This window comes from Mitsuaria sp. RG, from assembly GCF_028369275.1.
GTDB classification, from domain to species: Bacteria; Pseudomonadota; Gammaproteobacteria; order Pseudomonadales; family Pseudomonadaceae; genus Aquipseudomonas; species Aquipseudomonas peradeniyensis.
The window spans coordinates 56,994-70,998 of the sequence record NZ_JAQMYQ010000024.1 but is presented as its reverse complement, the minus strand read 5'-3'; the positions used below and the strand labels follow the sequence as shown (position 1 = coordinate 70,998).

Below are 14,005 nucleotides of genomic sequence, written 5' to 3'. Positions count from 1 at the left end.
CGAAAGTCCTGGTTACTTGAAGCCATCACGATGTGCCTGGCGGGTCCTGAGGTGTTGGGGCGCCGCACCAACATGAAGTAAATTCATGCAAATCGGCGGTACGCCTAAAATCCGTGCAGCTTTGTTATTATTCGGCACCTTCTGATATTCGCCCGACCAGGTAGTTCCTATGTCCGACCGCAGCGCTCGTTACCAAGCACTCCAGAAAGCACTCAAAGAGCGCATCCTGATCCTCGACGGCGGCATGGGTACTATGATCCAGAGTTACCGCCTCGAGGAACACGACTATCGTGGCACGCGCTTCGCCGATTGGCCAAGCGATGTCAAAGGCAACAACGATCTGCTGCTGCTCAGCCGCCCGGATGTCATCGCCGCGATCGAGAAAGCCTACCTGGACGCCGGCGCCGATATCCTCGAGACCAACACCTTCAACGCCACGCAGATTTCCCAGGCCGACTACGGCATGGAAGCGCTGGTGTACGAGCTCAACGTCGAGGGCGCGCGCGTCGCCCGCCAGGTGGCCGACGCCAAGACCCTCGAGACCCCGGACAAGCCGCGCTTCGTCGCCGGCGTGCTCGGCCCGACCAGCCGCACCTGCTCGATCTCCCCCGACGTCAACGACCCAGGCTATCGCAACGTCACCTTCGACGAACTGGTGGAGAACTACATCGAGGCCACCCGTGGCCTGATCGAGGGCGGCGCCGACCTGATCCTGATCGAGACCATCTTTGACACCCTCAATGCCAAGGCGGCGATTTTCGCCGTGCAGCAGGTGTTCGAGGAGGACGACGTCGAACTGCCGATCATGATCTCCGGCACCATCACCGACGCCTCCGGCCGCACCCTGTCGGGCCAGACCACCGAAGCCTTCTGGAACTCGGTACGCCACGCCAAGCCGATCTCCGTCGGCCTGAACTGCGCCCTGGGCGCAAAGGACCTGCGTCCGTATCTGGAAGAGCTGGCGACCAAGGCCGACACCCATGTGTCCGCCCACCCCAACGCCGGCCTACCCAACGCCTTCGGCGAGTACGACGAGACCCCGGCGGAAATGGCCGCGGTGGTCGAGGAGTTCGCCGCCAGCGGCTTCCTCAACATCATCGGCGGCTGCTGCGGCACCACCCCGCCGCACATCCAGGCCATCGCCGAGGCGGTCGCCAAATACAAGCCGCGGGCGATTCCGGACATCCCCAAGGCCTGCCGCCTGTCGGGCCTTGAGCCGTTCACCATCGATCGCCAGTCGCTGTTCGTCAACGTCGGCGAGCGCACCAACATCACCGGTTCCGCCAAGTTCGCCCGGCTGATTCGCGAAGAGAACTACACCGAGGCGCTCGAGGTGGCCCTGCAGCAGGTCGAGGCCGGCGCCCAGGTGATCGACATCAACATGGACGAAGGGATGCTCGACTCCCAGGCCGCCATGGTCCGCTTCCTCAACCTGATCGCCGGCGAGCCGGACATCTCCCGGGTGCCGATCATGATCGACTCCTCCAAGTGGGAGGTGATCGAGGCCGGCCTCAAGTGCATCCAGGGCAAGGGCATCGTCAACTCGATCTCGATGAAGGAAGGCGTCGAGCAGTTCAAGCACCACGCCCGCCTGTGCAAGCGCTACGGCGCCGCCGTGGTGGTGATGGCCTTCGACGAGGTCGGCCAGGCCGACACCGCCGCGCGCAAGCGCGAGATCTGCCAGCGCAGCTACGACATCCTGGTCAACGAGGTGGGCTTCCCGCCGGAAGACATCATTTTCGACCCGAACATCTTCGCCGTCGCCACCGGCATCGAGGAGCACAACAACTACGCGGTAGATTTCATCGAGGCCTGCGCCTATATCCGCGATCACCTGCCGTATGCCCTGAGCTCCGGCGGCGTGTCCAACGTGTCGTTCTCGTTCCGCGGCAACAACCCGGTGCGCGAGGCGATCCACTCGGTGTTCCTCTACCACGCGATCCAGAACGGCCTGACCATGGGTATCGTCAACGCCGGCCAGCTGGAGATCTATGACGAGATCCCGGCGGCATTGCGTGAGAAGGTCGAGGACGTGGTGCTCAACCGCACCCCGCACGGTACCGACGCCCTGCTGGCGATTGCCGACGACTACAAGGGCGGCGGTGCCACCAAGGAAGTCGAGAACGAAGAATGGCGCTCGATGCCGGTGGACAAGCGCCTCGAGCATGCGCTGGTCAAGGGCATCACCGCCTACATCGTCGAAGACACCGAAGAATGCCGCCAGCAGTCGGCGCGCCCCATCGAAGTCATCGAAGGCCCGCTGATGAGCGGCATGAACGTGGTCGGTGACCTGTTCGGCGCCGGCAAGATGTTCCTGCCGCAGGTGGTGAAGTCCGCCCGCGTGATGAAACAGGCCGTGGCCCACCTCATTCCGTTCATCGAGGAAGAGAAAGGCGACAAACCGGAGGCCAAGGGCAAGATCCTCATGGCCACGGTCAAGGGCGACGTGCACGACATCGGCAAGAACATCGTCGGCGTGGTGCTCGGTTGCAACGGCTACGACATCGTCGACATGGGCGTGATGGTCCCGGCCGAGAAGATCCTGCAGACCGCTCGCGAGCAGAAGTGCGACATCATCGGCCTGTCCGGCCTGATCACCCCGTCGCTGGACGAAATGGTCCACGTCGCCCGCGAGATGCAGCGCCAGGACTTCCACCTGCCGCTGATGATCGGTGGCGCCACCACCTCGAAAGCCCACACCGCGGTGAAGATCGAGCCCAAGTATTCCAATGACGCCGTGGTCTATGTCACCGACGCCTCGCGCGCGGTGGGCGTGGCCACCCAGCTGCTGTCCAAGGAGCTCAAGAGCGGCTTCGTCGAGAAGACCCGCCAGGAATACGTCGAGGTGCGCGAGCGCACCGCCAACCGCAGCGCCCGCACCGAACGCCTGAGCTACGCCCAGGCCATCGCCGCCAAGCCGCAGTACGACTGGGCCGGCTACCAGGCCGCGGTGCCCTCCTTCACCGGCGTCAAGGTGCTGGAAGACATCGACCTGCGCACCCTGGCCGAGTACATCGACTGGACGCCGTTCTTCATCTCCTGGGACCTGGCCGGCAAGTTCCCGCGCATCCTCACCGACGAAGTGGTCGGCGAGGCTGCCACGGCGCTGTACAAGGACGCCCGCGAAATGCTCGACAAGCTGATCGACGAGAAGCTGATCAGCGCCCGCGCGGTGTTCGGTTTCTGGCCGGCCAACCAGGTCGAACACGACGACATCGAGGTGTATGGCGGCAACGGTGACACCCTGGCCACCCTCCACCACCTGCGCCAGCAGACTATCAAGCCCGACGGCAAGCCGAACTGGTCGCTGGCCGACTTCGTCGCGCCGAAGGACAGCGGCGTGACCGACTATGTCGGCGGTTTCATCACCACCGCCGGCATCGGCGCCGAGGAAGTGGCCAAGGCCTACCAGGACAAGGGCGACGACTACAGCTCGATCATGGTCAAGGCCCTGGCCGACCGCCTGGCCGAGGCCTGCGCCGAGTGGCTGCACGAGCAGGTGCGCAAGGAGCACTGGGGTTACGCCAAGGACGAGCACCTGGACAACGAGGCGCTGATCAAGGAGCAGTACAGCGGTATCCGCCCGGCCCCCGGCTACCCGGCCTGCCCGGACCACACCGAGAAGGAAACCCTGTTCCGCCTGCTCGATGGCACCGCCATCGGCGAGACCGGCCCGAGCGGCGTGTTCCTCACCGAACACTTCGCCATGTTCCCGGCGGCGGCAGTCAGCGGCTGGTACTTCGCCCACCCGCAGGCGCAGTACTTCGCCGTGGGCAAGGTGGACAAGGACCAGATCGAGCGATACAGCGCGCGCAAGGGCCAGGATGTCAGCGTCAGCGAACGCTGGCTGGCGCCGAACCTGGGCTACGAGGGCTGAATACGGCCCTGCGCTGCCCCCTCTGTGTAGGAGCGGCCTTGCGCCGCGAAAGGGCTGCGTAGCAGCCCCAGGATCTCAGTGTTGATGCAACGATCGCTGGGGCCGCTCTGCGGCCCTTTCGCGGCGCAAGGCCGCTCCTACAGGGAAATGTAAGTCAGCTTTTCCTCCCCCGACACATGCACAAGGACCCCCGCATGTCCCGCAGAATCCTGGTGATCGGCGCCTACGGCAACTTCGGCCGGATCATCTGCCGCCACCTGCAGCAGATGCCCGCCGTGCAACTGGTGATCGCCGGCCGTAACGCCAACAGCCTCGCCCAACTGGCCACCCGACTGAGCGGCAGCGAAAGCTGGTGCGGCGACGCCATGGCCCCCGGCTTCGCCGACGCACTGCGCGCCCTGCGCATTGACTGGGTGATCCACACCGGCGGCCCCTTCCAGGGCCAGCCCTACAGCGTGGCCGAAGCCTGCATCGAGGCTGGCGCCAGCTATTGCGACCTCTCCGACTGCCGGGTGTTCGTCAACGGCATCGAGCGCCTGGACGCCCGCGCCCGCCAGGCCAATGTCGCGCTGCTCAGCGGCTGTAGCTCGGTGCCCAGCCTGTCGTCGGCGATCCTCGACGAGCAGCGCCATCACTTCAGCCGCATAGACCGTATCGAGCACGGCATTTCCTCCTCGGCGAAGATGCCCGGCCTGTCCACCATCGAGGGCGTGCTGGCCTACGCCGGCCGGCCGATCCGCCAGTGGCGCGACGGACGCCCGCACACCGTCGACGGCTGGCTCGGCCTGCAGTTGCGCCACCTGCCCGGCCTGGGCTGGCGCCTGCTGAACAACGTCGATGTGCCGGACATGGACATCTTCGCCGAGCGCTACGGCGCCCGGGACCTGGCGTTCAAGGCCGGCTCCGGGCTCATGGCCGGTGGCCTGGCCAATGCCGCGCTGGCATTGCTGGTCAAGTACGGCCTGGTGCGCGATCCGCTGCCCTGGGCGCGGCGTCTGCATCGCCTGGGCGGCCATTTCGAGCGCTTTGGCGATGGCATGAGTGCGATGTACCTCGATGTCCGCGGCCTGGACATGCAGGGCCAGCCACTGCGCCTGCAGGCCCAGGTCAGCGCCCGCGACGACAAGGGCCCGGAAATTCCCAGCTGCGCGGCGGTGGCGCTGATGGCCAGGGTCATCGAGGGCTACACCCCAGCCCCGGGCGCCCGCCCCTGCGTCGGCGAGATCAGTGTCGAGCAGTACCTGGCGGCCATCGGCGAACCGGACAAGGTGCGCTACAGCGTCAGCTTCCAGCACGGGCGAGGCTGAGATGAGCTACCTGCTGCTCAAGTACCTGCATGTGATCGCTGCCGTATTCCTGTTCGGTTTCGGCATGGGCTCGTACCTGTACCTGATCGCCGCGAACCGCAGCCGCGATCCACGGGTGATCGCCGCCGTGGCCAGGATGGTGGTGCGCTTCGATGCCTGGATCACCACACCCGCCGGCGTCCTGCAACTGCTGACCGGCTACGCCATGGTCAGCATGACCGGCATGCCGTGGTCCACGGGCTGGCTGCGTGGCGCACTGCTGATCTTTTTCACGGTGGGCGCCCTGTGGCTGCCGGTGCTGCTGTTGCAGACGCGCATGCAGCGCCTCGCGGCCCAGGCGGTCGAGCATGGCACCGCGCTGGGTGAGGACTATCAGCGGCTGTACCGCCCCTGGCTGTGGATGGGGGTGGCGGGGTTTGCCGGTATGTTCCTGATCGTGCTTGTGATGATCACCAAGCAGGCACCGTGGCAATGGCTCTGAACCAGGGAAGAAAAAAATTCTAAATACATAGCGAAAAAGAATAGAATTTTTTTCGAAAATCGCCCTGGAACGGGAAAAAGAAAAAACATTCATATCGGCAGTTGCCTAGGATGATGTCCATGGATGCCGACAGGCGGCGTCCACGCACGGACCCGCCCGCGATCATGCCCAGCACCCCGCTCTACTTCGATTACGCCGCCACCACTCCGGTCGATGACCGGGTCATTGCCGCCATGCTCACCTGCCTGGGACGCGAGGCGAACTTCGGCAACCCCGCCTCCAGTGGCCACGCCCACGGCCAGGCGGCCCGCGAGGCCGTCGAACAGGCCCGCCAGCAGGTGGCCATGCAGGTGGGCGCACAGCCCGACGATCTGGTCTGGACCTCCGGCGCCACCGAATCCAACAACCTGGCGCTCAAGGGCGTCGCCCAGGGCTTCGCGCAGCCGGGGCACCTGCTGACCAGCCAGCTCGAACACAAGGCCATCCTCGACACCGCCGCCGAACTGGAGCGCCAGGGCTGGACAGTGACCCGCCTGGCGCCCGACGCCCATGGCCTGATCCAGGCCGAAGCCGTGCAGGCCGCCTTGCGCCCGGACACGCGCCTGGTGTCGCTGATGGCGGTGAACAATGAACTGGGCACGGTGACTGACTTCGCCCGTATCGGCCAGCTGGTCCGCGAGCATGGCGCGCTGCTGCATGTGGACGCGGCCCAGGCCGTGGGCAAGGTCCGCATCGACCTGGCGCACCAGGCCGTCGACCTGATGTCGTTCTCGGCGCACAAGGTCTACGGCCCCAAGGGCATCGGCGCCCTCTACGTCGGCCCTCACGCTCGCCCGGTCATGCGTGCGCAGATGCACGGTGGCGGCCATGAACGCGGCCTGCGTTCCGGCACCCTGGCCACCCACCAGATCGTCGGCATGGGCAGCGCCTTCGACTTGGCCGGCCAGCCCGGCGAGACGGAGTACCAGCGCCTGGAACAGCTCGCCCGGCGCCTGCGCGACGGCCTGCTGGCCTTGCCCGGAGTGACGCTCAATGGCTGCGCGATGCAGCGTATTCCCCACACCCTCAACCTGCGCATCGACGCCAAGGGTTTCAACAGCCTGGCCCTGGCCGGCGAGCTGGCGCTGTCCACCACCTCGGCCTGCAACTCGGCGAGCAACGCGGCGTCCCATGTGCTGCTGGCTCTTGGCCTCGACGAGCACCAGGCGCGCAACAGCGTGCGTCTGAGCCTCGGACGCTACACCAGCGAAGCGGACGTGGACACGGCGCTGGCGGTATTCGGCCGGGTTGTCGGAGCAGCAGCGGTGGCACTCTGGTAAGACACGCTGCAATCCCTGCAGGTCAAAATGGTGCCGGTGATACAGTCTCCACGTTGACCGCAGGGTCACAACCTTCTTCTGTACCTTGAAGCAATAGCGCGCCAACAACGATCGCACTTTTTCGCCGAGCAGCGGTCTACTCCCTCTTTTGCCAACCGCATTCGACTGCCAAGGCCCGCCTTTTCACACTGCACATGGCCGGGCCAAAAGCCTTGCCGTTGTGTAGGATGGGCAGCGCAGATCCAGACGCTGCCAGTTACAGGGAGATCCACATGCGCGTCCCATCCGTTGCCTGCCTCGTCGGCCTGACGCTGGGCCTGCTCGCCGCTACCAGCGCCCAGGCCTTCACCGGTGAAGAGGCGCAACTGATCGATACGATCAACGTCTACCGCAGTCAGGCCCAGCGCTGTGGTGGCGAAGCCTCGCTGGAATTGCCACCGCTCAACAGCGACACCCGCCTGGCGCTGTCGCCCGAAGGCACCCGCGACCTGCAGCAGGCCATGACCCGCGCCGCCTACCCGATGGTCAACGTCCAGGCCATCAGCCTGTCCGGCCCACGGGACGCCCAGGCAGCGATGAAGGCCATCGAGGAGAGCTTCTGCCAGGTGGTGCTCGACCCGCAGTTCGTCGACATCGGCGTCAGCCAGGAGGGCCGCGACTGGCGCATTGTCCTGGCCCGACCGCTGCTCAGCGCTCGCCTGGGTGACTGGCAGGCCGAAGGGCAGAAGCTGCTGCAGGAGATCAACGCCGCGCGCAACCTGCCCCGCCAGTGCGGCGGCCAGCCCTACCCCGCCGCCCCGGCGCTGGCCTGGAGCACCACCCTGGCGGGCGTCGCCGCCAACCACACCCGGGCCATGGCCAACCAGAACTTCTTCGACCATCTCGACCGCGAGGGCCGCACCCCAGGTGATCGGGCGGAGCTGGCCGGCTACCTGTACCGGCAGATCGGCGAGAACATCGCCGCCGGGCGCGACACCGCGCGCAAGGTGGTCGACGGCTGGCTGGCCAGCCCAGGGCACTGCGCCACGCTGATGAACCCGGACTTCCGCGAGCTGGGGGCGGCGTATGCGGTGGACCCGAAGAGCGATGCCGGGATCTACTGGACGGGGTTGTTCGGTACGCCGCAGTAAACCCTGCCAGGCACCGTCCCTGTAGGAGCGGCCTTGTGCCGCGAAAGGGCCGCAAAGCGGCCCCGACAATTTCAGCGTTTCCCCGAGACAGGGGCTGCTGCGCAGCCCTTTCGCGGCACAAGGCCGCTCCTACAGGGACGGCGCATGGCCCGAGTTGCGCAACGCCAGCGCCGTGCAACCAAACCGCCGCCGCACCCACTTGCCCAGGTAGCTGGCATCCCCCATCCCCACTTCATCGGCGATCTGCGCCAGGCTGTGGCTGGAGTTGAGCAAGCGCCAGCGCGCCTGCTGCAGGCGCAGTTCCTGCCACCAGGCCTTGGCGCTCATGCCATGGCAGGCCTGGAACTGGCGGTCGAGCTGGCGCCGGCTGATGCCCAGCTCTGCCGCCAACGCCTCCACTGGCATCTGCGTCGCCAGGTGGTGGCGCATCAGCGCCGTGGCCCGCCGCACCTGGCGCCCCTGCCCGGCACCGGCCTCCAGCGAACGCAAGGCATGGAGGCTATCGCGGCTCTCGTCCACCAGCATGTCGGCCAGGCCCTTGAGCGCCCGGGTGCGACCACTGGCGCGGGCAATCAATTCCACCGCCAGGTCGATGGCTGCCGTGCCGCCGGCACAGGTGATGCGGCCACCGTCGAAGCAGAACAGCTGCCCGCTCAGCAGGCGCACGCGGGGAAAGGCCAGGCGAAACTCCGCCTCATGGCGCCAGTGCACCACTACCTGGTGACCCTCCAGCAGGCCACAGGCGGCCAGCAGGAAAGCCGCGTTGTCAACGCACACCAGCTTCACCCCGGCCTTGGTCGCCTGCTTCAAAAGAGCCCTGTAGCGCGGCGCCAAAGCCGCCGTGGCACTGGCGTTGCGCCCGCCGAACAGCACCAGGTGGTCGTAGTCGCCCCAGCGGATGTCCGCAGGCGCCGCCTCGACCTGAACACTCGCCGCGCTGCTTGAAACCACGGGCTCCCGGTCCAGCCCGAGCACGGTCCAGCGGCAATAGCGCTGGCGGCTGTAGTCCTCGTCGTCGGCGGAAAAGCGCAGCTTGTCGAGGAACGCGCCGAACGGCAGCAGGGCGAACTCCGGTAACGGCAGGATCAGCAGGCGCAGGTCGGGTGTCATTGAGGTATGTCCAGATATAACCATTCAATGGCCAGATACTACCCTGTATTCCCACTGCCCTGCCCTACACTGACGCCCTGCACATAAACAAGGCTCCCCCATGGCACTCGACACCTGGCTCATCTACCTGCTCGCCAGCATCGGCCTGTCGCTGACCCCAGGTCCGAACAGCCTGCTGGCCCTGACCCATGGCGCGCTGTACGGCGCCCGCCGCACGCTGTTCACCATCCTCGGCGGGGTGCTGGGCTTCAGTCTCCTGATCGCCCTGACCATGTTCGGCCTGAGCGCCCTGTTGCAGGCCTCGGCCTCGGTGCTGACGGTGCTCAAGTGGGTCGGCGGGGCCTACCTGGTCTGGCTGGGGATCCAGCTGTGGCGCACCCCGGCGCTGCACCTGGAGCAACCGCGCGGCAGCGTGGCGCTGAGCAATGCCGGGCTGTTCCGCCAGGGCTGCCTGTCGGCGCTGGCCAACCCCAAGGTGCTGCTGTTCTATGGCGCGTTCCTGCCCCAGTTCATCGATCCGCAGCGCGGCCTGCTGGTGCAGTTCCTGGTGATGGCGGCGACCTTCGCCAGTGTCGAATGCCTGGTGGAGTACCTGCTGGCCCGCCTGGCGTTTCGCATCCGCCCGTGGCTGACCAAGGGCGGACGTGGGTTCAACCGCTGCTGCGGGAGCCTGTTCGCGCTGATCGGCGTGGCCCTGCCGCTGGGACGATAGAAGCCCCAGGGATCAACGCCGGGAAACGACCAGGAACACCACCAGCGCCAGCGCCGGCAATCCCGCGCCCAGCAACGCCACGCCGCTCCAGCCATACTGCGCATACACCCCACTGGCCAGCGCCGAGCCCAGCGCCCCGCCGAGGAAGATGCTGGTCATGTACAAGGCATTGAGCCGGCCACGGCTGGCCGGATCCAGCGCATACACCTCACGCTGGCCGATGACCATGTTCATCTGCACGGCGAAATCCAGCAGTACCCCGGTCAACCCCAGGCCGATCACGCTGGCGCCCGGCGCGCTCAGGCCCAGCAGCAACGCCAGCGGCGCCAGGGCCATCGCCAGCAGCGAAGCGCGTCGCGCATGGCCGGCATCGGCCAGCCGACCGGCCAGCGGCGCCGCCACCGCGCCCACCGCCCCGACCAGGGCAAACAGCGCGATCTGGCTCTGCGACAGGCCGTGCTCGCCGGCCAGCGCCAGTGGCACCGCCGTCCAGTACAGGCTGAACGCCGCGAACATCAGTGCCTGGAACAGTGCCCGCTGGCGCAACACCGGATAACGGCGCAGCAGCACCAGCAACGAGGCCATCAGCCCGGCATAGCTGGCCGTGTGCTCAGGCACCCGGCGCGGCAAGGTCAACGCCAGCAGCAGGATGATCGCCACCATCACCCCGGCGGCACCGACAAACACCGCGCGCCAGCCGAAGTGATCCGCCACCAGGCTCGCCAGCGGCCGTGCCAGCAGGATGCCCAGCAGCAACCCGCCCATGATGTTGCCGACCACCCGGCCACGCTCGCGCTCCGCCGCCAGGTGCGCCGCCAGCGGTATCAGCATCTGCACCGCCACCGAACTGAAGCCGATCAGCAGCGCGTACAGCAGGAACACCTCGCCCTGCCCATGACCGCTGGTGCCGGCCAGCAACAGGCTGCCGGTGGCCAGCACCGCCGTGGCGATCATCAGCCGGCGGTTCTCCAGCAGGTCGGCCAGCGGCACCAGGAACAACAGGCCCAGGGCGTAGCCGATCTGGGTCAGGGACACGATCAGGCTGGCCCGTTCGGCGGGCAGCCCCAGGTCCGGCGCGATCAGGCCGACGATGGGCTGGGCGTAGTAGATGTTGGCGACGATGGCGCCGCAGCAGAACGCCAGTAGCGTCACCAGGGTGCGGCTCAGGCCTGGGGCCGATGCCTGGGCGACGGCGAGGGAGGGATTCATTCGAGGGTACCTCGGCTTGCGAAAGGATGTGCGCGAAGGGTGACGGACAACCGCCCCGGCGAGAATCCATCGCCCGCGCAACGGGCCTTTGCGTGGCGCGCAACACCTCAGCCGGCCAGCAGCCCCTCGCAGAAGGCGACGAACGCCATGACCCGGCGCGAGCCTCGGTGGTTGGGCAGGTACAGAGCGTTGATGCTGGCGCTGGCCGCCCCCGGACTCACCGTCCAGTCGGCGAACAACCTTTGCAGGCGCCCGGCTTCGACATCCTCGCGCACCAGCCAGTCGGCCAGCAGCGCCACGCCGCTACCGGCAATGGCCGCCTCGCGCAGCAGGTCGGCGTTGGCGCTGCGCAACGGGCCGCTGACGTCCAGTTCCAGGCGCTGCTCGCCCAGGCTCAGCCGCCAGGGCCGTGCCGACTGGCCGTAGCGAAAGCGCAGGCAGGCGCACGCGGCCAGTTGCTGCGGTTCGGTAAGCACTGGCTGCTGGCTCAGGTATGCCGGGCTGGCCACCAGCCAGCGCTCGAAACGCCCCAGCGGGCGACACACCAGTTCGTCGCTGGGCGCCGGCTCGCCGAGGCGGATGCTCAGGTCGTAGCGACCATCGAGCAGGTCGTCGAAGCGGTCGCTCAGGTCGATGTCCAGTTCCAGTGCCGGGTGGCGGGCGAGGAACGCGCCCAGGTGCGGAGCGATGACCCGGCGACCGAATTCCACCGGCAGGCACAGGCGCAACACGCCGACCGGTTCCTCGCCGCGGTCGGCGACGCTGGCGTCGGCCTCGGCCAGGGCCTCGAGGATCTCGCGGGCCCGCTGGTAGTAGCTGGCGCCGGCTTCGGTCAGGCTGACCTGGCGGGTCGAGCGGTTGAGCAGGCTGGCCCCCAGCTCCAGTTCCAAGGCGTCGACCTGGCGGGTCACCGAGGAGGTCGCCACCCCCAGCCTGCGCGCAGCGGCGGAAAAGCCGCCGACCTCGGCGGTGGCCATGAACACCTTGAGCGCCAGCAGCTTGTCCATCGTCAATCTTCCATGGGGCAAAGGCCGAAACCTTCCTACAATCACCGGCTGGAATCAACCATGCGCGAGGCGCCCATGCCCGACAACCTGTTTACCGCCCTGCCCCCGCTCGCGCCCGACGCCGACGAGCAGTTCACCGACCTGCTCCGGCGCCAGGGTCTGCGCATCGAGCGCATCGTCTCCAGCGGCCAGGCCAGCCCGCCAGGGTTCTGGTACGACCAGACCGAGGGCGAATGGGTGGTCGTGCTCAGTGGCAGCGCCGGGCTGCGCCTGGAGCATGAGCCGCGCACCCGCGTGCTGCGCCCCGGCGACCATCTGGACATCCCGCCCGGTTGCCGCCACCGCGTGGAGTGGACCGAACTCGGCGTGGCCACGGTATGGCTGGCGGTGTTCTATCAGGGCTGAGCCAAGGCCGCTGCGGCAGGCATCGCCTGCAGGCGATAGAACCGCCACGGCAGCAGCACCGCCGCCACGGCCAGGCCACAGGCGAACCCGACCCACACTCCCACCGCGCCCAGCGCGGAGTGGAAGGCCAGCCAGTAGCTCAGCGGCAACGCCAGCAACCAGTAGCTGATCATGGTCACGCCCACCGGCCAGCGGTAGTCCTGCAGGCCGCGCAAGGCGCCCAGCGCGGTGGACTGCAAGCCATCGGCCACCTGCATGGCCGCGACCACCACGAACATCGGCACGGCGATGGCGATCACCTGCGGGTCGTCGCTCATGACCTCGGCGATGGAGCGGCCGAACAACGCCAACAGCACGGTGGCCACCAGCATCCAGGCGCTCACGCTGGCAAAGGTGGCGCTGCCGATGGCACGGATGCGCGCCGTCTCGCCGCGGCCCTGGGCCTGGCTGATGCGGATGCTCACCGCCGCGGCCATGCCCAGCGGCAGCATGTACAGCAACGCGCCGATCGATTGCACCACCTGGTTGGCCGCCAGTGCGGCATTGCCCAGCCAGCCCAGCATCCAGGCGGCGATCACCACCGCGCCGGCTTCGGCGAGATAACCCAGGCCCAGCGGCCAGCCTTCGCCCAGCAGCGTGCGCCAGCTCAGTCGCGCCCCCTGTGGCGCCAGGCGGTAACGCGCCAGCGATGGCGCCAGGCGCCAATAAGCCAGGGCCAGCAACACCGCCAGCGATTCGGCGATCACCCCGGCGATACCCGCGCCCAGCAGGCCCAGCGTCGGCAGGCCGAAATGGCCGTGGATCAACCCGTAGCTCAGCGGAATGTTGAACAGCACCGCGCTCATCACCAGCAGCACGCCCACCCAGGGCCGGCCGATGGCTTCCAGCACATCCTTGAACACCACCGCCAGGCAGTACGGGATCAGGAACACCGCCATGGCCTGCCAGTACGGCGTCAGCAGCGCCACGTCGGGCAGCGGCACGCCCAGCCATTGCACCAATGGCAGGCAGGCCAGCATCGCCAGGCAGCCGAGGATGCCCACCAGCAGCCCATAGCCCAGCCCGGCGCGCAGGGTGCGCGCCACGGTGCCGGGGTCGTCGGCGCCGAAGGCATGGCCGACGCGCACGCTGAGGGTGGCAAGCATGCCGTAGAGCCCGGCATGGAAGATCAGCCCGGCGCTGCTGGTCAGCGCGACACAGGCCAGCACCACGGTGCCCAGCGAGGCCAGCAGCACGGTATCGGTCAGGCTGATCAACTCGGCCGCCGACAGGCCCAGCACCAGCGGCAGCGCCAGGCGCAACAGACCGGGCAGCTCACCCAGCCAGGCAATGTTCTTGCGTGAAACAAGGGCAGTCACGGTAGTAACCTCCAATTGACATACGCCGCGTATGCTAATGCCATTTATTGACATACGCAACGTATGCTAATTTGCAGCCATCGCTTTTCA

11 protein-coding genes are annotated in these 14,005 nt (G+C 67.3%); 7 read left to right on the top strand and 4 right to left on the bottom strand.

The window, feature by feature from the left end:
* The first annotated feature begins 169 nt into the window (after nt 1-169).
* The 5 genes from metH (at nt 170) to POF53_RS15000 (ending at nt 8,114) form a co-directional block, all read left to right on the top strand.
* A complete protein-coding gene (metH, locus tag POF53_RS15020) occupies nt 170-3,877 on the top strand; it encodes a methionine synthase (RefSeq protein ID WP_203646243.1) in 3,708 nt (1,235 codons plus the stop codon).
* 194 nt (nt 3,878-4,071) lie between these two features.
* Nucleotides 4,072-5,184 (top strand): saccharopine dehydrogenase family protein, encoded by a 1,113-nt coding sequence (locus POF53_RS15015; protein WP_498968315.1) that lies wholly within the window; start codon nt 4,072-4,074, stop codon nt 5,182-5,184.
* 1 nt (nt 5,185) lies between these two features.
* Nucleotides 5,186-5,665 carry a DUF2269 family protein gene (locus POF53_RS15010; protein ID WP_232857588.1) on the top strand — a complete coding sequence of 160 codons (480 nt, stop codon included), beginning with the start codon at nt 5,186-5,188 and terminating at the stop codon, nt 5,663-5,665.
* 164 nt (nt 5,666-5,829) lie between these two features.
* Nucleotides 5,830-6,984, top strand: coding sequence for a cysteine desulfurase family protein (locus tag POF53_RS15005; protein WP_498968313.1), 1,155 nt, complete (start codon nt 5,830-5,832; stop codon nt 6,982-6,984).
* A gap of 272 nt (nt 6,985-7,256) precedes the next feature.
* A complete protein-coding gene (locus POF53_RS15000; RefSeq protein ID WP_203646240.1) occupies nt 7,257-8,114 on the top strand; it encodes a CAP domain-containing protein in 858 nt (285 codons plus the stop codon).
* A gap of 129 nt (nt 8,115-8,243) precedes the next feature.
* Here the strand turns inward: POF53_RS15000 and POF53_RS14995 are convergent, their stop codons facing one another.
* Nucleotides 8,244-9,224 (bottom strand): GlxA family transcriptional regulator, encoded by a 981-nt coding sequence (locus POF53_RS14995; protein ID WP_498968312.1) that lies wholly within the window; start codon nt 9,222-9,224, stop codon nt 8,244-8,246.
* Between the two features lie 100 nt (nt 9,225-9,324).
* Between POF53_RS14995 and POF53_RS14990 the strand changes: the two genes are divergently transcribed.
* Nucleotides 9,325-9,936: a LysE family translocator gene (locus tag POF53_RS14990; protein WP_498968310.1), complete on the top strand. Its 612-nt coding sequence runs from the start codon at nt 9,325-9,327 to the stop codon at nt 9,934-9,936.
* Nucleotides 9,937-9,948: 12 nt separating this feature from the next.
* On the opposite strand, the gene POF53_RS14985 is transcribed toward POF53_RS14990, so the two are convergent.
* Entirely contained in the window at nt 9,949-11,145 is a 1,197-nt protein-coding gene (locus tag POF53_RS14985; RefSeq protein ID WP_232857600.1) for an MFS transporter, read from the bottom strand.
* Nucleotides 11,146-11,252: 107 nt separating this feature from the next.
* Nucleotides 11,253-12,152, bottom strand: coding sequence for a LysR family transcriptional regulator (locus POF53_RS14980; RefSeq protein WP_203646233.1), 900 nt, complete (start codon nt 12,150-12,152; stop codon nt 11,253-11,255).
* A gap of 60 nt (nt 12,153-12,212) precedes the next feature.
* On the opposite strand from POF53_RS14980, the gene POF53_RS14975 reads away from it, so the two are divergent.
* A complete protein-coding gene (locus tag POF53_RS14975) occupies nt 12,213-12,557 on the top strand; it encodes a cupin domain-containing protein (protein WP_498968307.1) in 345 nt (114 codons plus the stop codon).
* Here the strand turns inward: POF53_RS14975 and POF53_RS14970 are convergent.
* Entirely contained in the window at nt 12,548-13,915 is a 1,368-nt protein-coding gene (locus POF53_RS14970; protein ID WP_498968305.1) for an MATE family efflux transporter, read from the bottom strand. The genes POF53_RS14975 and POF53_RS14970 overlap by 10 nt on opposite strands.
* Between the last annotated feature and the right edge of the window lie 90 nt (nt 13,916-14,005).

Coding starts and splice junctions, on each gene's coding strand:
- POF53_RS15005 (WP_498968313.1), top strand. CDS start 5,830: ATGCCCAGCACCCCGCTCTACTTCGATTACGCCGCCACCACTCCGGTC.
- POF53_RS14980 (WP_203646233.1), bottom strand. CDS start 12,152: ATGGACAAGCTGCTGGCGCTCAAGGTGTTCATGGCCACCGCCGAGGTC.
- POF53_RS15000 (WP_203646240.1), top strand. CDS start 7,257: ATGCGCGTCCCATCCGTTGCCTGCCTCGTCGGCCTGACGCTGGGCCTG.
- POF53_RS15010 (WP_232857588.1), top strand. CDS start 5,186: ATGAGCTACCTGCTGCTCAAGTACCTGCATGTGATCGCTGCCGTATTC.
- metH (WP_203646243.1), top strand. CDS start 170: ATGTCCGACCGCAGCGCTCGTTACCAAGCACTCCAGAAAGCACTCAAA.
- POF53_RS15015 (WP_498968315.1), top strand. CDS start 4,072: ATGTCCCGCAGAATCCTGGTGATCGGCGCCTACGGCAACTTCGGCCGG.
- POF53_RS14995 (WP_498968312.1), bottom strand. CDS start 9,224: ATGACACCCGACCTGCGCCTGCTGATCCTGCCGTTACCGGAGTTCGCC.
- POF53_RS14990 (WP_498968310.1), top strand. CDS start 9,325: ATGGCACTCGACACCTGGCTCATCTACCTGCTCGCCAGCATCGGCCTG.
- POF53_RS14975 (WP_498968307.1), top strand. CDS start 12,213: ATGCGCGAGGCGCCCATGCCCGACAACCTGTTTACCGCCCTGCCCCCG.
- POF53_RS14985 (WP_232857600.1), bottom strand. CDS start 11,145: ATGAATCCCTCCCTCGCCGTCGCCCAGGCATCGGCCCCAGGCCTGAGC.